12 protein-coding genes are annotated in these 18457 nt (G+C 71.0%); 3 read left to right on the top strand and 9 right to left on the bottom strand.

The genetic code is table 11. The annotated features are described in order from the left end of the window. Positions 1-311: 311 nt before the first annotated feature. Positions 312-2183 carry a translation elongation factor 4 gene (gene lepA, locus ACWGI8_RS07945; RefSeq protein WP_453659255.1) on the bottom strand — a complete coding sequence of 624 codons (1872 nt, stop codon included), beginning with the start codon at positions 2181-2183 and terminating at the stop codon, positions 312-314. 216 nt (positions 2184-2399) lie between these two features. Here lepA and rpsT point away from each other — a divergent pair, with 216 nt between their 5' ends. Beyond that, positions 2400-2666 (top strand): 30S ribosomal protein S20, encoded by a 267-nt coding sequence (rpsT, locus tag ACWGI8_RS07940; protein ID WP_453659254.1) that lies wholly within the window; start codon positions 2400-2402, stop codon positions 2664-2666. 545 nt (positions 2667-3211) lie between these two features. On the opposite strand, the gene holA is transcribed toward rpsT, so the two are convergent. The 8 genes from holA to leuS all read right to left on the bottom strand — a co-directional run bounded on the left by holA (position 3212) and on the right by leuS (position 14831). Further along, on the bottom strand, positions 3212-4198 hold the full coding sequence (gene holA, locus ACWGI8_RS07935; RefSeq protein ID WP_453659253.1) for a DNA polymerase III subunit delta: 987 nt from the start codon (positions 4196-4198) through the stop codon (positions 3212-3214). 54 nt (positions 4199-4252) lie between these two features. Further along, on the bottom strand, positions 4253-4498 hold the full coding sequence (locus ACWGI8_RS07930) for a hypothetical protein (protein ID WP_453659252.1): 246 nt from the start codon (positions 4496-4498) through the stop codon (positions 4253-4255). 149 nt (positions 4499-4647) lie between these two features. Beyond that, the gene (locus ACWGI8_RS07925; RefSeq protein ID WP_453659251.1) at positions 4648-5457 is read right to left on the bottom strand and encodes an arylamine N-acetyltransferase family protein; all 810 of its coding nucleotides are present in this window, start codon (positions 5455-5457) and stop codon (positions 4648-4650) included. Positions 5458-5795: 338 nt separating this feature from the next. Beyond that, on the bottom strand, positions 5796-8396 hold the full coding sequence (locus tag ACWGI8_RS07920; RefSeq protein ID WP_453659250.1) for a ComEC/Rec2 family competence protein: 2601 nt from the start codon (positions 8394-8396) through the stop codon (positions 5796-5798). Continuing rightward, positions 8393-9394, bottom strand: a complete 1002-nt coding sequence (locus ACWGI8_RS07915; RefSeq protein ID WP_453659249.1) for a helix-hairpin-helix domain-containing protein — start codon at positions 9392-9394, stop codon at positions 8393-8395. The genes ACWGI8_RS07920 and ACWGI8_RS07915 overlap by 4 nt, the downstream gene beginning before the upstream one ends. Positions 9395-9811: 417 nt before the next feature. Beyond that, positions 9812-10657 (bottom strand): DegV family protein, encoded by an 846-nt coding sequence (locus tag ACWGI8_RS07910; protein ID WP_453659248.1) that lies wholly within the window; start codon positions 10655-10657, stop codon positions 9812-9814. Between the two features lie 343 nt (positions 10658-11000). Further along, entirely contained in the window at positions 11001-11786 is a 786-nt protein-coding gene (locus ACWGI8_RS07905) for a hypothetical protein (RefSeq protein ID WP_453659247.1), read from the bottom strand. A 153-nt stretch (positions 11787-11939) separates the two neighbouring features. After that, a complete protein-coding gene (gene leuS, locus ACWGI8_RS07900) occupies positions 11940-14831 on the bottom strand; it encodes a leucine--tRNA ligase (protein ID WP_453659246.1) in 2892 nt (963 codons plus the stop codon). 472 nt (positions 14832-15303) lie between these two features. On the opposite strand from leuS, the gene ACWGI8_RS07895 reads away from it, so the two are divergent. Both ACWGI8_RS07895 and ACWGI8_RS07890 read left to right on the top strand, forming a co-directional pair. Next, a complete protein-coding gene (locus ACWGI8_RS07895) occupies positions 15304-16860 on the top strand; it encodes a hypothetical protein (protein ID WP_453659245.1) in 1557 nt (518 codons plus the stop codon). Further along, positions 16857-18437, top strand: coding sequence for an NADH-ubiquinone oxidoreductase-F iron-sulfur binding region domain-containing protein (locus tag ACWGI8_RS07890; protein WP_453659244.1), 1581 nt, complete (start codon positions 16857-16859; stop codon positions 18435-18437). Before ACWGI8_RS07895 ends, ACWGI8_RS07890 begins: the two co-directional genes overlap by 4 nt. The last annotated feature ends 20 nt before the right edge of the window (positions 18438-18457 follow it).

Raw genomic sequence — 18457 nt, 5'->3', positions numbered from 1 at the left:
GCGAGTAACCACCGGGCCGTGATCAGGGTAGAGCTCCGGGCTCCGCCACGTAAGAGGCTGCAGGCTGCCGCTTCATAACGAACAGGCCCCCGCGCGGCAGCGCGGGGGCCTGTGGGGCAGATCGAACAAATAGGGGCGGTTGGTGCTTCTGCGCTACCTGGCGGCGACCGCTTCGCCACTTGTGCGAAGCTCCTCCGCCGCCCGGGCTTCGTTCGCCGCCGCCCGGGCTCGGCGCTCCGCCTCCACCACTTCTTCCTCTGCCACGCCTTCTACTTCTTCCCTTACTACTTCCTCTACTACTTCTTCGCCTACTACTTCTTCGCCTTGCCGCCGCCGGACTCGTCGCTGGACAGCACAGCGATGAAGGCCTCCTGCGGCACCTCCACGGAACCGACCATCTTCATCCGCTTCTTGCCCTCCTTCTGCTTCTCCAGCAGCTTCCGCTTACGGGAGATGTCACCGCCGTAACACTTGGCGAGGACGTCCTTGCGGATGGCGCGGATGGTCTCGCGGGCGATGACCCGGGAACCGATGGCGGCCTGGATGGGCACCTCGAAGGCCTGCCGGGGGATGAGCTCCCTGAGCTTGGCGACGAGCCGCACTCCGTACGCGTACGCCGCATCCTTGTGGGTGATGGCGGAGAACGCGTCGACCTTGTCACCGTGCAGCAGGATGTCGACCTTGACCAGGCTGGAGACCTGCTCGCCCGTGGGCTCGTAGTCCAGCGAGGCGTAGCCGCGCGTCTTGGACTTCAGCTGGTCGAAGAAGTCGAAGACGATCTCCGCGAGGGGGAGCGTGTAGCGGATCTCGACGCGGTCCTCGGAGAGGTAGTCCATGCCGAGCAGCGTGCCCCGGCGGGTCTGGCAGAGCTCCATGATCGCGCCGATGAACTCGCTGGGGGCGAGGATCGTGGCCCGTACGACCGGCTCGTACACCTCTCCGATCTTGCCCTCGGGGAACTCGCTCGGGTTGGTGACGGTGTGCTCGCTGCCGTCCTCCATGGTCACCCGGTAGACCACGTTGGGCGCGGTCGCGATCAGGTCGAGGCCGAACTCGCGCTCCAGCCGCTCACGGATCACGTCGAGGTGGAGGAGGCCGAGGAAGCCGACGCGGAAGCCGAAGCCGAGGGCGGCGGAGGTCTCCGGCTCGTACACCAGCGCGGCGTCGTTGAGCTGCAGCTTGTCGAGGGCGTCACGCAGCTCGGGGTAGTCCGAGCCGTCCAGCGGGTACAGGCCGGAGAACACCATCGGCTTGGGGTCCTTGTAGCCGCCGAGCGCCTCGGTGGCGCCCTTGTGCAGGGTCGTGATGGTGTCACCGACCTTGGACTGGCGGACGTCCTTCACACCGGTGATGAGGTAGCCGACCTCGCCGACGCCGAGGCCGTCGGCCGGGAGCATCTCCGGGGAGTTGGTGCCGATCTCCAGCAGCTCGTGCGTGGCGCCGGTGGACATCATCCGGATGCGCTCACGCTTGTTGAGCTGGCCGTCGATGACTCGTACGTACGTGACGACGCCGCGGTATGAGTCGTATACGGAGTCGAAGATCATGGCGCGGGCGGGGGCGTCCTTGACGCCGACCGGGGCCGGCACGTCCTTGACCACCCGGTCGAGCAGCGCGTCCACGCCGATACCGGTCTTGGCCGAGACCTTCAGGACGTCCGACGGGTCGCAGCCGATGAGGTTGGCGAGCTCCTCGGAGAACTTCTCGGGCTGCGCCGCCGGCAGGTCGATCTTGTTGAGGACCGGGACGATGGTGAGGTCGTTCTCCATCGCGAGGTAGAGATTGGCGAGGGTCTGCGCCTCGATGCCCTGGGCCGCGTCCACCAGCAGGACCGTGCCCTCGCAGGCGGCGAGCGAACGGGACACCTCGTAGGTGAAGTCCACGTGGCCCGGGGTGTCGATCATGTTCAGGATGTGGGTCTTGCCCTGACCGTCGCCCGTGGTGGGCGCCCAGGGCAGACGCACGGCCTGGGACTTGATCGTGATGCCGCGCTCACGCTCGATGTCCATACGGTCGAGGTACTGAGCGCGCATCTGCCGCTGCTCGACCACACCGGTCAGCTGGAGCATCCGGTCGGCAAGCGTCGACTTGCCGTGGTCGATGTGCGCGATGATGCAGAAATTGCGGATCAGCGCCGGGTCGGTACGGCTCGGCTCGGGCACATGGGTAGGGGTCGCGGGCACGCAGGGTCCTGATTCTTGAGCGCCGAGCGCTCGTGTCTCGGGTCGTTGTCGGACGATGTCGATCGATACGCAGCCTCCATGGTCCCACGGCTGCCGGGCTGCGCTCGGTTTGGGCCGGTAGGAGGGCGACTGGTAGCCTGGGCAGCTGTGTCTCGTACGCCCTCTCAGCTACGAGTCACCTCTCTGATAGATCATCGAACCTGAAAAGGCTCTTTCGTGGCGAACATCAAGTCCCAGATCAAGCGGAACAAGACGAACGAGAAGGCGCGCCTGCGCAACAAGGCCGTCAAGTCCTCGCTCAAGACCGCGATCCGCAAGGCCCGTGAGGCTGCCGCCGCGGGTGACGTCGAGAAGGCCACCGTGGCCGCTCGCGAGGCCGCCCGCAAGCTCGACAAGGCTGTCTCGAAGGGTGTCATCCACAAGAACGCCGCCGCCAACAAGAAGTCGGCGCTGGCGTCCAAGGTTGCCTCCCTGCAGGGCTGAGCGCTCTTGCTGTAATCCCGGGGGGTGACCCCCGGACCCGGCAGAAACCCCTCGCGGGGTGACACGCCGGACGACTTGATCGCCGGAACGGACCAAGCGGGCCCTCTCATCCGCTCCTGCCCGGCACCCCGGACTCGCACGCGGCCTGCGTTCGCCACGCGGGTGCGAGTCCAAAGTCTTTACTCGAAGGCCCCGTCTCCCGTCCTTCCCCAGGACGGAGGGCGGGGCCTTCGGCATACCCCGCTCGCCCGCGAGGGGGTGAGCGGGCGGGCGCGGTGGGGGTCGGTGGCAGTCGGTGGGCAGGGCGAGGGAATGCGGGGGCCGCTCGGGCGCAGCCCCGCCGGCTGAGCTAGTGCCGTGACCGGAAAGGTTTGCCGGGAAGCTCGCGGCGTCCGGTGCATGGGGTCTCCCCAGGCCCGAAGGGCCGAGGGGACGCATCGCAAGGCGGAGTATCGCCCTCGTACTGGACGTACTTGGGTGACGCGACAACGCAGCAAGGTGCCGTGCAGGGCGTCGCGAGCCGGTGAACCGTTCCGGCCACGGCACTAGCGACGCAGACGCGCCGCGCGCGCCACCGTCACCACCGCTTTCTCGAGCGCGTACTCCGGGTCGTCCCCGCCGCCCTTGACCCCGGCATCCGCCTCCGCGACCGCCCGCAGGGCGAGGGCCACGCCGTCCGGCGTCCAGCCCCGCATCTGCTGGCGGACGCGGTCGATCTTCCAGGGAGGCATCCCGAGCTCGCGGGCGAGGTCGGCGGGGCGGCCGCCCCGCGCCGACGAGAGCTTGCCGATCGCCCGCACCCCCTGCGCCAGCGCGCTGGTGATCAGCACCGGAGCGACGCCGGTCGAGAGGGACCAGCGGAGCGCCTCCAGGGCCTCGGCGGCGCGGCCCTCAACAGCCCTGTCGGCGACCGTGAAGCTGGATGCCTCGGCACGCCCCGTGTAGTAGCGGCCGACGACCGCTTCGTCGATCGTGCCTTCGACGTCCGCCACGAGCTGCGACACCGCGCTCGCCAGCTCCCGCAGATCGCTGCCGATGGAGTCGACGAGCGCCTGACACGCCTCCGGCGTCGCGGACCGCCCGAGGGCGCGGAACTCGGAGCGTACGAAGGTGAGCCGCTCTGCCGGCTTGGTCGTCTTGGGGCACGCCACCTCACGAGCGCCGGCCTTGCGCGCCGCGTCCAGCAGCCCCTTCCCCTTCGCGCCGCCGGCGTGCAGCAGGACGAGGGTGATCTCCTCGACGGGGGCATCGAGATAAGCCTTGACGTCCTTGATCGTGTCGGCGGACAGATCCTGCGCGTTCCGCACGACGACGACCTTGCGCTCGGCGAAGAGCGAGGGGCTGGTCAGCTCGGCCAGCGTGCCGGGCTGGACCTGCTCGGGGGAGAGATCGCGTACGTCCGTGTCGGCGTCGGCGGCCCGGGCGGCCGCCACCACCTGCTGCACGGCACGGTCCAGCAGCAGGTCCTCCTGGCCCACGGCGAGCGTGACGGGGGCGAGGGGATCGTCGTTCGTGTTCTTCCTGGTGGCCATCGCGGTCCAGCATCGCACGGGCCACTGACACCGCAGGCACCCGCGACGGACGGGCTACGCTTCCTCCCGCCAGCCGTCCCAGTCCGCCACGAACTCGTCCAGCTCGACAGCGTCCAGCCGGCTCTCCGGATCCTCGACGACCACCAGCCACTGGGCGTCCTCGGCGTCGTCCTCTCCGGCCAGGGCATCCCGGACCAGCTGGGGCTCGTCGCCCACGCCGAAGTGATCGCCGATGGCCTCGATGACCTCCTCGGCGGCGTCGCGGTCCGGCAGCACCAGCACATGTCTCATGTCGCTCACCGCCACATTGTGCCGCTTGTGGCCCTCCTCGGATTGCGGCCTTTCACGGACGCTCTTCTCAGACGTGCTACCCGGACGTGCTACCCGGGCGTGCTACTCGGACGTCCTGCTCAGACGCGCTTCTCAGACACACTTCTCAGCGACGCTTCTCAGACGTCCGGCTGCCCGACCTCCGGGACCCGGTCCAGCACCAGCCCGAAGTGGTCCCGGTACGCGGCCAGCACCTCGGCATCGTCCCCGAGCATCCGCTCCTGCCGCTCCCCGTGCGCCGTGGTGACGAGCTTGCGGCCGCTCAGGGTGATCCGGCCGTCCTCGGTGAGCCGGGAGCAGATGAGCGACCGGGTGAAGTGGGAGGCGGGAGAGGTGCGGTGATACCAGGCCCCGGCCTCGAAGTCCGCCAGCACACGCGGACGCACCTCGACGCGGAACTGCGGTTTGCCGTCCCGCAGTACATCGAGATCCCCCTCGGGCGTCTCGACGATCCGGAACACACCGGCCGGATCGCTCTGGTCGTCCCGCTCCTCCAGGACGAGGGGATGGTGGCTGTGGTTGCCGAATCCGACGTCGGCCAGCCAAGGGCCGGTGCCGTCCGCCGTCTCCACGCGCAGGGTGAGGTGGTCGTACGGAATGCCGAGCTGCCCGCCCGGCACGAAGCTCCGCGCCTGGAGCAGTGTGACGCCGAAGCCCAGGCTTCGCAGCAACGCCGCGAAGGCACCGTTGAGTTCGTAGCAGAACCCGCCGCGTCGGGCGCCGACGATCTTGTCGAGGAGCGGTTTGTCCTCCAGTACCAGGTTCTCCCCCAGATGGATCGAGAGGTTCTCGAAAGGAACCGAGAGCAGATGCCGCAGCTGCAGCTCGCGCAGGGCCACGGCGTCCGGCCGCTCCGGGCGGACCGCTCCGATGCGGCGAAGGTAGGCGTCGACGGTCTCCGGCGGCAGTGTCTGCGATGCGGTGTCCATAGAGGCAGTCTCGCCGGGAGCACGAGGCTGCGCCATGCGCCACTGGTCCTAGGCCGGTCGGAGTAGGCACGTACGCCCGTCGCCCGACGTGCCGTGCCCCCATGCCACCCAGGCCCTGTCCGGGCGGTCTTGTCGGGCCCTCGAAGACCGCCCGGACAGGGTCTGGCGTTGCGGCCCTGACGCCTCCGCAGCCGCCGTCACGCAGCCGGGCCGACTGCTTCATGCGCGACGGCCTGTGGCTGGACCGACCGGCTGGACCGACCGGCTGATCTGACCAACTGATCTGACCAGCTGGACCGACCGATTGCGCGGCCGGCCTGCACCGCCCGGCTACGCGCTCACCCGGCGTCGGGGCCGCGCGGACCGCGTGCCACGGCTCGTAGCTCCGCACCGGCTCCCGTCACCGCGATCGCCCCGTCCCTGTCCGTGCTCAGTACCAGCGCCCCCTGGGCCCGCAGAGCGCCGACGGTACGGGGCGAAGGATGACCGTACGGGTTGTCCCGGCCGCAGGAAATCAGCGCGAGCCGCGGTCGCGCACCAGCCATGAGAGCGGGGTACTGGTACGCCGAGCCGTGGTGGGCGACCTTGAGCACATCCACCGGCGGCAGTGCGGGATGAGCCCGTATCAGCCCTTGCTGCGCGGGCGGTTCGAGGTCTCCGAGGAGCAACAACGACAGGCCATCGGCGGTACGGACGAGCAGCGTGACGCTGGCATCGTTCGGCCCGTCCGGCGCCGCACCGCGTCCGGGCACCGACCCAGAACCCGAGCCGAGAACCGGTCCGGAAGCCGCGCCGGGAACCGAGCCCGGAGCCGGTCCAGGAACCGAGCCGGGAGCCGAGCCGGCGTCCGGCCACAGCACCTGCCAGGTGAGTCGGCCCGTCCGGCGCCGCTCGCCCGGCCCCGCGCGGATCACCGGTACCCCGGCCGCTCTGGCAGTCCGGTGCACGAACTCCGCCTGGTCGCGCGGCTCTTCGAACGTCGTCGTCTGGATCGTGCCGACCGCCCTGCCCCGCAACGCGCCGGGCAGCCCCGCGACATGGTCGGCGTGGAAGTGCGTCAGCAGCAGAAGCGGGACCCTCCTGACCCCCAGCTCACGAAGACACCGGTCGGTGAGCTCGGGTTCCGGCCCGGCGTCCACGACAACGGCCGTGCCATCACCTGCCGCCAGCACCGTGGCATCGCCCTGGCCCACATCGCACATCGCGAACGACCAGCCCGGTGGCGGCCATCCGGTGACGATCCTGGTCAGCGGTGGCGGCCGCAGCACCGCGAGCAGAAGCAGCAGGGCACAGCCGGCGGCCGGCCATGGATGGCGCATCAGCCTCCGCGTCACGAGCACGGCGACGGCGGTGCCCGCGGCCAACAGGAGTCCGCCGCGCCAGCCGCCCGGCCACTCGACCTCAGCCCCGGGCAGGCTCGCCCCGGCACGAGCGACGTCGGCAATCCACCCGGCCGGCCAGCCCGCGCACCGGGCCAGCACCTCCGCGGCCGGCATCGCCAGGGGCGCTACCGCGAGCGCCGCGAATCCCAGCACCGTGGCCGGCGCGACCGCCAGCTCGGCAAGCAGATTGCAGGGAATCGCGACGAGGCTGACCCGCGCCGCGAACACAGCCACCACCGGGGCGCACACGGCCTGTGCCGCGGCAGCCGCTGCCAGCGCCTCCGCGAGCCGTCCCGGCACCCCGCGCCGCCTCAGGGCCGCACTCCAGCGCGGGGCGAGGGTGAGCAGGGCGGCCGTGGCCAGCACAGACAGCAGAAAGCCGTACGTGCGGGCCAGCCACGGGTCGTACAGCACGAGCAGCAGCACGGCGGCGGCGAGCGCGGGAATCAGCGATCTCCGGCGGCCGGTCCCGATGGCGAGCAGCGTGATCAGCCCGCACGCCGCTGCCCGCAGCACACTCGGGTCGGGCCGGCACACCACCACGAAGGCGATGGCGAGCGCTCCGCCGAGCAACGCCGTCGCGCGTAGCGAGATGCCCAACCGGGGTGCCAGTCCACGGCGTTCGGCCAGCAGTGCGGTACCGGGTGGACCGATGAGCAGGAACAGCACGACAGTGAGGTTGCTTCCTGAGACCGCCAGAAGGTGAGTGAGATCCGTCGCCCGGAACGCGTCGTACAGCTCAGGTCCGATACGGGAGGTGTCCCCGACGACCAGCCCCGGGAGCAGCGCGCGGGCATCGGGTTCGAGTCCGCCGGTCGCCCGGCGCAGTCCGGCCCGAAGCGTCCCGGCCGTGCGCTGCACCGCGGTCGGGGGCCCCGTGATACGGGGCGGTCCGTTGCCCTGCACCCTCAGAACGGCGGCGAAACGGTCATCCCCCTCCAGAGCCGGCGCCGACCGGGCGGCGATCCGCAACCGTGTCGAGGGCAGCAGCCGCAGCCACTTCCCCGTCGCCGCCCCGGACCGGGCGATCACCAGGACTGGTGCGCGGGTGGCGACGACGGACCGGTCGGGCGCCGTCAACCGCGTGACCTCCGCCTCCAGCACGACCGCCGCCCCCGTCATCCGATCACCCCGCACACGCGGCCGCGTCATGCGCGGATCGGAGGTCACGGTCACCTCTGCGGTGACCCGCGCGTGCCGGCGCGCCGCTTCAGGCACGGGCCCCCTGTACAGATCCGCACCACGCAGCCCGCCCGCTGCCGCCCCCGCGGCGGCACAGAGCAGCAGGGCAGCGGCCGCAACCCGATTCCCGACGCCGCGCCGGGCTCCCCGTCGCGCAGCCCCCACCAGCGGGAGCACCACCAGCAGTACAGCCGCCGCAAGGCAGCTCAGTACCGCCACGGCCGGCCAGGCCGCCTGAGCGGAGAGGGACAAGGCTGCCGCGCCCCATGCCGCCAGCGCGGGCAGGACCAGGCGCAGGTCCGGCGGGCCCTCCTGCCGGGGGCCGGACGCGCCCAGCGGGTGAGCCGCTGTGCTGTGAACTCCCCGGCGCGTCATGGCCGCACCAAGGCCTGGAGGTCCGCGAACCGGCGGTCGCCGATCCCCGTCACCTCGCGGAGTTCGTCCACCGAGCGGAAGCCGCCGTGCTCGGTGCGGTAGTCCACGATGTGCTGGGCGAGCACCGGGCCGACTCCCGGCAGCGTGTCGAGTTGCTCCGCCGTCGCCGAGTTCAGGCTCACGGGTCCCGCGGCCGGAGCTCCGCCGCCACCGGCCGGACCCGGAGCAGGACCGCCCAGCGGCGGCACGACGCCCACCACCACCTGCTCGCCGTCCATGAGCACCCGCGCTCGGTTGAGGCCGGTGATGTCCGTACCGGCCCTGACACCGCCTGCTGCTCGCAGGGCATCGGCCACGCGCGAGCCGGCGGGCAGCCGAAGCACTCCGGGACGCCGTACCTTGCCGCTCACATCGACGACGATCCGCGCGGCCGGTTCCTCCGTGGGTGGCGCCCCGGGCGAGGGCCTCGGCTCCCGTGCGACCGGCGCGGGGCGGCCCTCCCTGACGAGCTCCGGTGCCCTCATGGGCTCCGGACGGCCGGACCGAAAGTGCTGCACGGCGAACCCGACGGCCACCGCGAGGACGACCGCCAGCGCGGCCAGTGCCCGCGGCTCCAGCCCGCATCGGAGCCGGACCCACAACGGCACTCGTTGCCACAGCGGTACTCGCTCCCACAGAGCGAGTCGCCCACGCTCCCGCACCGACAGCTCGGGAGCGGGCAGTCCATGCGCCACCGGATCGGGCGCCACCGATTCAGGCGCCACCCGTTCAGACGCAGACGGCTGAGACGCACGCGGTTCAGCTCCAGGCGGTGCAGACACAAGTGGTTCAGACACAGGCGGTTCAGACACACGTGATTCCGCAGACTGTCGGTGGCCGCCCCGCCGCCGTGCCACAGACCGCCCGGTCAGCGCTCGCCGAACCCCCGCCACCTGGTCAACTTCCGCCGGCCGGTCCCCCGGTCCGCCTTCCGGCGCCGGCGGTCCGTGCACACCCATACCCTCAACGGACCCGCTCGGTGTCTGGAACAGCGCATCCGCACGTCGGCGCAGGGCCGAGGCCGGTGGGGCCGGCGAACCCGATGCCGGGCGGCGTCTGGCGCGCAACCTCCGCTGGTCGCGGACACGGCCGTCCGAGGCAGGGACACGGCCAGGGCCACTCGTCGCCGAACGTGATCGGTATGTCATGCCACCCGACGGTAGGCACGTCCGTCGAACCCCGCCGAACAGCCTCAATTCCGGTGGATGACCCAGCCGTTGTGGACAACTCCGTCACCCGCAGGAGTCAAAAAGATCCCAGAAACCACGGGGATCACACAGAGCACACAGAGCACACGGAGCAGACGGAGCAGACGAGGCCATCCCCAGCAGCCGCTCGCTCATCTCGCTGAGATCGCGCCCGAGGGGTTGTGGGACTCACCGAGGTGAGACCACAACCCCCAGCAGCCCGGGCCCCGTGTGCGCACCGATCACCGCACCCACCTCGCTCACGTGCAGTTCGGCGAGGTTGGGCACCCGCTCCCGCAGCCGTTCCGCCAGCGCAGACGCCCGTTCCGGTGCCGCGAGATGGTGCACCGCGATATCCACCCGGCCGGCGCCCGCCCGTTCGACGACGATCTCCTCCAGCCGGGCGATCGCCTTCGATGCCGTACGCACCTTTTCCAGCGGCTCGATGCGCCCGCCGTCCAGCTGGAGCAGTGGCTTCACTGCGAGCGCCGAGCCCAGAAGCGCCTGGGCCGCGCCGATGCGGCCGCCCCGGCGCAGATAGTCAAGTGTGTCGACGTAGAAGTACGCGGACGTGCCCGCGGCTCTCTTCTCGGCCGCGGCCACCGCCTCGTCGAGAGTGCCACCGCCGTGGGCCGCCTCGGCCGCCGCGAGCGCGCAGAAGCCGAGCGCCATCGCGACCATGCCGGTGTCCACCACACGGACCGGAACCGGCGCCTCCCGAGCCGCCAGCACCGCTGCGTCGTAGGTCCCGGAGAACTCGGACGAGAGATGCAGGGAGACGATTCCGGTCGCACCGGCCTCGGCCGTGGCCCGGTAGGTCGCGGCGAACGTCTCGGGGCTGGGCCGGGACGTGGTCACGGGACGTCGCTTCTGCAGCGCGAGGGCGAGCGAGCGGGCCGAGATCTCGGTGCCCTCCTCGAGGGCCTGGTCGCCGAGCACGACGGTCAGTGGCACCGCGGTGATGCCATGCCGCTCCATCGTCTGCGGCGGCAGATAGGCCGTTGAATCGGTGACGATCGCGACATGGCGGGACATGAGCGGGAGGTTACCCCCAGGAGCCGCCGCAGGGCAGTCCGACCCCGCCCCAGTGATCGGTTCCGGTCGGCGAACCCTTCCGCCTGGGGGCGGTTCGCAGTCCTGCACAGCGCCCGGCACGGAGCCGGTCCGCGCCGGTTCCAAGCCTGGCACGAGCAATCACGTACCCTCCACCGGGCACCACCAAGCATTCCGCTTCGCCGGACGTCCCACCCTCACACCCTCTCCGGTCCGGCACAACACTCCGGCACAACACTCCGGCACGACACTCCGGTCCGGCACGCCTGTCCGCCCCGGCGTCCTCCTCCGGCCCGGGCCACCCCGCAGGCTCGTCCAGCTCGTCCTAGTTCGTCGTCTCCGGACGGGCCGTCTTCTCCCACGAGTACATCGTCGGCTGTCGTGGATCACGGCCCGTGATCGCCTGCGGCCCGGACGCTCCGGCCTCGGACTCCGCCGTCCGCGCCGCCTCGGACGCCGGTGCCTGCGCCTGTGCCGGAGACGGTGCCGCCTGCGGCGCGGATGCCGGAGCCTGTGCCGGAGCCGACGAGGAGTCCCGCGTCGGCTCCGGCCCCCACATCGGCTCCGTCCTGGACCAGTCCCGCAGTGCCCCCGCCTCCACGTCGATCTGCGCGCTCAGCGCCTCGAGGTCGTCCGCGGCGAACGCCCGAGCCCGGTCCCTGGCCGCCCATCGCAGCGACTCCGCGGAGTGCGTGATCCTCTCGACCCGCTCGCGCAGCTGCGGCAGCCGCTCCACGATCCTGCTCCGGTCGGGCTCGCGCTCCAGTCGCCTCAGCTCGCCGTCCAGCTCATGTCCGTGCGCGCTCAACCGCTCGAACAGGCCGATCGACTCCGACAGCGACGCGTCCTCGGCCACGCCCGCGTGCAGCGCGTCCTGGGTGGCCTTCATCGACGTACGCAGGCGGAGCCGGAGCTGTGCCAGTTCACCGACCACACCGCCCTGGCCGAGGCTCTTCGCGCGCAGCGTCGTGTCCTCGACGGTGCGCCGGGCCTGAGTGATCGTGCGGTCCACTCCGCGCTTGGCCGCACCGATCACCTTGACGCTCACATAGACCCCGAGTGCCACGAAGGCGACGAAGAGCAGCGCCAGGATGAGGATGACGGCTTCCATGGGGGCGCCCTCCGAGTCGTTTGGATGTGTCCTTCCACCGTAAACGGAGCGGGCAGGCCGAGGGTTCCATCAGAACCCCCAACCTGCCCGTAGGGGAAAGACCAGGGGGAGGCCGGCAACGACCGGTCACCCCCCCCCCAGGGACGACGGCGGCTACGCCGGAACGATGTTCACCAGCTTCGGCGCCCGCACGATCACCTTGCGGATGCCCGCGCCGCCCAGCGCCGCGACAACCGCAGTGTCACCCAGTGCCAGGGCCTCCAGCTCCGCGTCAGTGACCGACGGGGAGACCTCCAGGCGCGCCTTGATCTTGCCCTTGATCTGCACGACGCAGGTCACGGTCTCGTCCACGACGTACGCGGGGTCGGCGACCGGGAAGTCCTGGTGCACGACGGAGTCCGTGTGGCCCAGCTTGCGCCACAGCTCCTCGGCGATGTGCGGCGCCAGCGGCGCGATCAGCAGGACCAGCCGCTCCGCCACCGACCGGGCGACCGGAGCGCCCGTCTTGGTCAGGTGGTTGTTCAGCTCGGTGATCTTGGCGATGGCGGTGTTGAAGCGCATCGCGGCCATGTCCTGGCCGGCGCCGTCGATGGCCTTGTGCAGGGCGCGCAGCGTCGCCTCGTCCGGCTCCTCGTCCACGACGGTGACCTGCCCGGTGGACTCGTCGACGACGTTGCGCCACAGGCGCTGCAGCAGGCGGTACTGGCCGACCACGGCGCGCGTGTCCCAAGGCCGCGACACGTCCAGGGGGCCCATCGCCATCTCGTACAGGCGCAGCGTGTCGGCACCGTACTCGGCGGCGATCTCGTCCGGAGTGACGGCGTTCTTCAGGGACTTGCCCATCTTGCCCAGCTCGCGCTTGACCTGCTCGCCGTCGAAGAAGAACTTGCCGTCCCGCTCCTCGACCTCGGTGGCCGGCACCGGGAAGCCGCGGCCGTCACGGTAGACGTACGCCTGGATCATGCCCTGGTTGAACAGCTTGTGGAACGGCTCCGCGGAGGAGACGTGTCCCAGGTCGAACAGCACCTTGGACCAGAAACGGGCGTACAGCAGGTGCAGTACGGCGTGCTCGGCGCCGCCGACGTACAGGTCGACGCCGCCGTGCGGCTGCCCCTCGCGCGGGCCCATCCAGTACTGCTCGATCTCCGGGTCGACCAGCTTGTCCGCGTTGTGCGGGTCCAGGTAGCGCAGCTCGTACCAGCACGAACCGGCCCAGTTCGGCATGGTGTTGGTCTCGCGCCGGTAGCGCTTGACGCCGTCGCCCAGGTCCAGCTCGACGTTGACCCAGTCCTCGTTGCGGGACAGCGGGGTCTCGGGCTCGGTGTCCGCGTCGTCCGGGTCGAAGGTGCGCGGCGAGTAGTCGTCGACCTCCGGCAGCTCCAGCGGCAGCATCGAGTCGGGCAGCGCGTGGGCGACGCCGTCCTCGTCGTAGACGATCGGGAAGGGCTCGCCCCAGTAGCGCTGCCGGCTGAACAGCCAGTCGCGCAGCCGGAAGTTGATGGTCGCTTCGCCGATGCCCTTGGCGACCAGCCACTCGGTGATCCTGGCCTTTGCCTCGGCAACGCCCAGACCGTCCAGGGAGATCTCGTCGTTCGAGGAGTTGATCGCCGGCCCCTGGCCGGTGAACGCCTCGCCCTCCCAGCCCTCCGGCGGCTGCACGGTGCGGATGATCGGCAGGCCGAAGGCCTCGGCGAACTCCCAGTCGCGCTCGTCCTGGCCGGGGACGGCCATGATGGCGCCGGTGCCGTAGCCCATCAGCACGTAGTCGGCGACGAAGACCGGGATCCGCGCGCCGGTGACCGGGTTCAGGGCGTAGGCACCGGTGAACACACCGGTCTTGTCCTTGTGTTCGGTCTGCCGCTCGACGTCGCTCTTCGTCTGGGCCTGCTTGCGGTACGCGGCGACGGCGTCGGCCGGGGTGGCAGCGCCACCGGTCCAGGCATCCTTGCCCTGGGCCTCCTGCGGCCACTCGGCCGGCAGGATCGAGTCGATCAGGCCGTGCTCGGGCGCCAGGACCATGTAGGTCGCGCCGAACAGGGTGTCGGGGCGGGTGGTGAAGACCGTGACCGGAGCGCCGTTGTGGCCGTCGATGGAGAAGTCGACGCGCGCGCCCTCACTGCGGCCGATCCAGTTGCGCTGCTGCAGCTTGATGGCCTCGGGCCAGTCCAGCGCATCCAGGTCGTCCAGCAGCCGGTCGGCGTAGGCGGTGATGCGCATGTTCCACTGGCGCAGATTGGCCTTGAAGACCGGGAAGTTGCCGCGCTCGGAGCGGCCGTCGGCAGTGACTTCCTCGTTGGCCAGGACGGTGCCCAGGCCGGGGCACCAGTTGACGGGGGCGGCGGAGGCGTACGCCAGGCGGTACCCGCCCAGCACGTCGGCGCGCTCGACGGCGCTCAGTTCAGTCCAGGGGCGTCCGTTCTCGGGCGTGCGCTCGCCGCTCTCGAACTGCGCCACCAGGTCGGCGATCGGACGGGCCTTCTCCGCCGCCTCGTCGTACCAGGAGTTGAAGATCTGCAGGAAGATCCACTGGGTCCACTTGTAGTAGTCCGGGTCGATCGTCGCGAACGACCGGCGCTTGTCGTGGCCCAGGCCCAGCCTGCGCAGCTGGACCTTCATGTTCTCGATGTTGGCTTCGGTGGACACGCGCGGATGCGTGCCGGTCTGGACGGCGTACTGCTCGGCCGGCAGGCCGAAGGCGTCGAAGCCCAGGGTGTGCAGCACGTTGTGGCCGGTCATCCGCTGGTGACGGGCGTAGACATCGGTCGCGATGTAGCCCAGCGGGTGTCCGACGTGCAGGCCCGCACCGGAGGGGTACGGGAACATGTCCATGACGAACTTCTTGGGCCGGGCGACGGCATTCGGGTCACCGGCCAGATCACCACTGGGGTTGGGCGCCTCGTACGTGCCGTCGGCGTCCCAGGAGTCCTGCCAGCGTGCCTCGATATCGGCGGCCATGGCCGCCGTATAGCGGTGCGGTGCAGCCGCCTCCGTGGAGGGGGCCCCACCCGCGCCGAAGGCCACGGGGGAGGAATTCGTCTCGCTCATGATCCTGAAAGCTCCATCGATCGTCTCTGCCGGCGATTACCGAAACGAAAAATCCCCTCGCACAGGAGGGGACGCCGCGCCGATTCCGACCGTTTGATTCACCGGTCGGGACTGATCAGCGCGGCTCGCTAAGCAGAAGGCGTACGGCACGCATGGCGTCAGGGTACAGCAGGGCCCCTCCGGGCCGCATCGAGCGTCCGCACGGCGGGCACGAACGCCACGTCAGAGCCCCGGGGACGATGTGCGAGGCACCCGGAAGAGGTCCGGGAGTAGGCCGCGGAGCGTCCGTCGTGAGAGTGACGAGCGACTTCGTCACACAAGTTACTCGGCGTATCGCCCCTATCCGGGGCAACCCCAGAGTCAGTTGTCGGCCGCCCGCCTCGATAAACACGCAAACCTCGTACCAGCGGGTATGCGGCGACCTAGAGTGCGTTCACGGGACCGCTTTCCCGCACCACTCGGAGTCGCCCCCATGAACCCTCATCGCAAGATTCGTTCGTCGCCCGGTCAACCGGCCTTGAGCCGTCAGGCGCAGGGCGGATTGAGTGTCGCCGCGCTTGTGCTCATACCCCTGCTCGCCATCGGCGGCAGTGACGATTTCCGCGCCGCGCTGGACTTCACCACCGGTGTTCTTTCACTGCTCTCCCTCACAGCCTCGGTCGCCTGGGGCCTCATGGCCACCGACCGGCTGATTCTCTCCACGCGTCACCGTCTGCTCGCCCAGGCCATCCACAGGACCACCGCTGTCGCCTCGCTCGGTTTCCTTCTGCTGCACGCCACGGTCAAGGTCTCGCTCGGCCATGTCGAACTGCTGGGCGCTCTGGTCCCGTTCGGCCTCGGTGTCACAGGAACCTCCGGCCTCATCGGACTCGGATCGCTCGCAGGCCTTCTGATGGTGATCGCCGCCTCGACCGGCGCGGCGCGCAGCGCGCTCGCGGGCAAGAGCAACATCGCCGGCCGCTGGCGGGCCCTGCACATGCTGGCCTACCCGGCGTGGTGCTCGGCGCTGATGCACGGCCTGTACACAGGCCGTCCCGCGGCCACCTGGGTGGTCGTCATGTACTGCCTCTCGCTCACCGGAGTCGCCGCCGCCGTGTCCATCCGGCTGCTGCCGCCCCCGGCGAAGCGCCGGATCGTCGGGCGGCTCCTGGCACTGACCGGCTCGGCCGGCGAACCGCCCGCCGCCCCGGAGCAGGGCGTGCGCAACCTGTCGACGGCGCCGCTCCCCGGCGCCTCCGGCATTCCCTCCCAGCCGCAGCCCAGGTTCGAGCGCGAGTTCCAGCGCCGCCCCGCCGACCGGGACGAGCCGGTGGGCAGGCCGATCGGACAGCCCCTGGGATCGCCTCTCGGTTCACCCATGGGACAGCCCCTCGGCCCGTCGCGCGGTGAGCCCCGACGGCTCGCCGCTCCCGCCCCACCGCTGTACGACGCGACGCAGCTCTACGAAGCGACACCGCCCCCCGCCGCCGAGCCGGCCGCGGCCGCGGGGTCCTTCCCCGATGCCGGCCCGGTGCCCAGTGGGCCGCTGCCGGGCGACGGCCCCGGAACGGGGATCTCCGCCGCCTACCGCGCCGTCTCCCTGGCCGGTGACGCCTCCGCGCGTACGGCAGGCTCCGGGACCCCTCCAGGGGCCTCCTCGGACGGCATACCGCTCGCCGAGCGTGTCCCCATGACCGAGGAGCTGCCCATCGTCTCCGACTCCGCGCCCCGCTCCGGGCTCTGGCCGGCACCGTCCCCGCCGCCGCCCGCACAGGCCATCCCCTCGCAGCCCCTGTCGTCGCCGTACGACACGAGCGCCACCTCCCCGTACGACACAAGCGCCACCTCGCCTTACGACACAAGCACGACCTCCCCTTACAGCACCACGTACGACCAGGGTTCCGCATACAGCTCCGGCGGCGGCTACGACGGCTGGACGCCCGACACGCCCCGCCCCGGCTCGCTGGACGACACCCAGTCCTCGCCCGGCCCGCTCTACCCGCCCCCGGCCGGGGAACCCTGGAACACACCCGCAGGAGACCGACCGTGAACACCCCCCTCCCCGATGTCCCCGAAGTCCGCGTCGTCGGCCTCCCCCAGCTGACCCAGGGCTTCGACCTGGTCGAGCGTCTTGACCTCTCCATGCACCTGAAGGTGCACGGGCCGCTCGAACCCATGACCGGGGAGCTGCTGGCCCAGCTCGCCGAGAACATATCCCTGCGAGGCCGCGGCGGCGCGGGATTCCCGTTCGCCCAGAAGCTGCGGGCCGTGGCCAAGGCCGCCATCCGACGGGGTGTGCGGCCCGTCGTGGTGATCAACGCCAGTGAGGACGAGCCGGCCTGCCGCAAGGACACGGTGATGGTCAACCGGGCGCCCCACCTCATCCTGGACGGCGCGCTGCTCGCCGCCGAGGCACTGGGCGCGCGCACCCTGATCGTCGCTGTGACCCGCAACTCCACGGAGATCTCGATGCGGGCCGCGCTGGCCGAGCGCGGCCTTTCCGACCGGCGCGGGCAGCAGCTGCGCGCACGGGTGCAGCGCAACCCCGAGCGCATGGTCTCAGGCGAGGCCTCGGCGATCATCCGGGCGATCAACGGCGGCCCCGCTCTGCCTCCCGGCCGCCGCGAGCGCGCCGCCGAGTCCGGTGTCGGCGGGGCGCCGACGCTCCTGTCGAACGCCGAGACGTTCGCGCAGCTGGCCGTCGCCGCCCGGATCGGGGCCCGCCGGTACGGCCACACGGGCCTGGAGAACGAACCGGGCACGGTGATGCTGACGGTCTCCGGTGCTGTCGCGCGCCCGATGGTGATCGAGGTGCCGACCGGTGTGCCGATGCGGTACGTGCTGCAGCTGGCCGGTGCTCCGCCGGTCCCCCAGGGCGTGCTGACCGGCGGCTATCACGGCAACTGGATCGACGCCGCCGCCACGCACGACGCCGTGATCTCGCGGGAATCGCTGGCCAACGTGGGCGGCGCGCTGGGCGCGGGCGCGATCCTGCCGATCGGCCCCGAGACCTGCCCCCTGGGGGAGGCGCAGCGCGTGGCCAACTGGCTCGCGGCCGAGACGGCCGGCCAGTGCGGTCCGTGCAAGCTTGGTCTGCCCGCGGCTGCCGGCGGGCTGTCCGACGTGATCAACGGGGGCGGACCGGCCGCCCTGGAGGCGCTGCGCGAGGTGACCCAGGCCGTGAAGGGGCGCGGCGCGTGCAAGCACCCCGACGGCTCCGCGCGCTTCTTCGCATCGACCCTTTCGGCGTTCACCGACGACCTCGCCGCGCACGTCCTGCATGGCGGCTGCGGCCGCGAGACGCTCGGTGTGCTGCCGCTGCCCGGTGCCGGTTACGAGGAGGCGGAGGAGTCCATCCCGAGCGGAGAGAAGCTCGCCGTGGACTGGACGCTCTGCCGGGGCCACGGGATCTGCGCGGAAATCGTTCCGGAGCTGATCCGCATGGGCGCCGACGGGTATCCGTCGGTGGCGGAGGCTGCGGTGCCGATGCATATGCGGGGGCGCGCCCAGCGCGCCGTACGCCGTTGCCCGGCACTCGCGCTCCGTATCGAGCAGGCACCTGCCGAGCGCCGCCCGGCGCTGCCGCCCGGCGGCGACCGCAAGGCCCTTGGCAGCGGCAGGGGTTGACGGGAGACACGGAAGAGGGC

The sequence above is a fragment of the Streptomyces sp. NPDC054841 genome (assembly GCF_053611045.1).
The sequence above is the reverse complement of the archived record's forward strand: the minus strand, read 5'-3'. Positions and strand labels throughout refer to the sequence as shown.

Excerpts from the sequence above, each read along its gene's own strand:
- ACWGI8_RS07895 (WP_453659245.1), top strand. The coding sequence starts at position 15,304 with ATGAACCCTCATCGCAAGATTCGTTCGTCGCCCGGTCAACCGGCCTTG.
- ACWGI8_RS07925 (WP_453659251.1), bottom strand. The coding sequence starts at position 5,457 with ATGGACACCGCATCGCAGACACTGCCGCCGGAGACCGTCGACGCCTAC.
- leuS (WP_453659246.1), bottom strand. The coding sequence starts at position 14,831 with ATGAGCGAGACGAATTCCTCCCCCGTGGCCTTCGGCGCGGGTGGGGCC.
- ACWGI8_RS07915 (WP_453659249.1), bottom strand. The coding sequence starts at position 9,394 with ATGGGTGTGCACGGACCGCCGGCGCCGGAAGGCGGACCGGGGGACCGG.
- ACWGI8_RS07905 (WP_453659247.1), bottom strand. The coding sequence starts at position 11,786 with ATGGAAGCCGTCATCCTCATCCTGGCGCTGCTCTTCGTCGCCTTCGTG.
- holA (WP_453659253.1), bottom strand. The coding sequence starts at position 4,198 with ATGGCCACCAGGAAGAACACGAACGACGATCCCCTCGCCCCCGTCACG.
- ACWGI8_RS07910 (WP_453659248.1), bottom strand. The coding sequence starts at position 10,657 with ATGTCCCGCCATGTCGCGATCGTCACCGATTCAACGGCCTATCTGCCG.
- ACWGI8_RS07920 (WP_453659250.1), bottom strand. The coding sequence starts at position 8,396 with ATGACGCGCCGGGGAGTTCACAGCACAGCGGCTCACCCGCTGGGCGCG.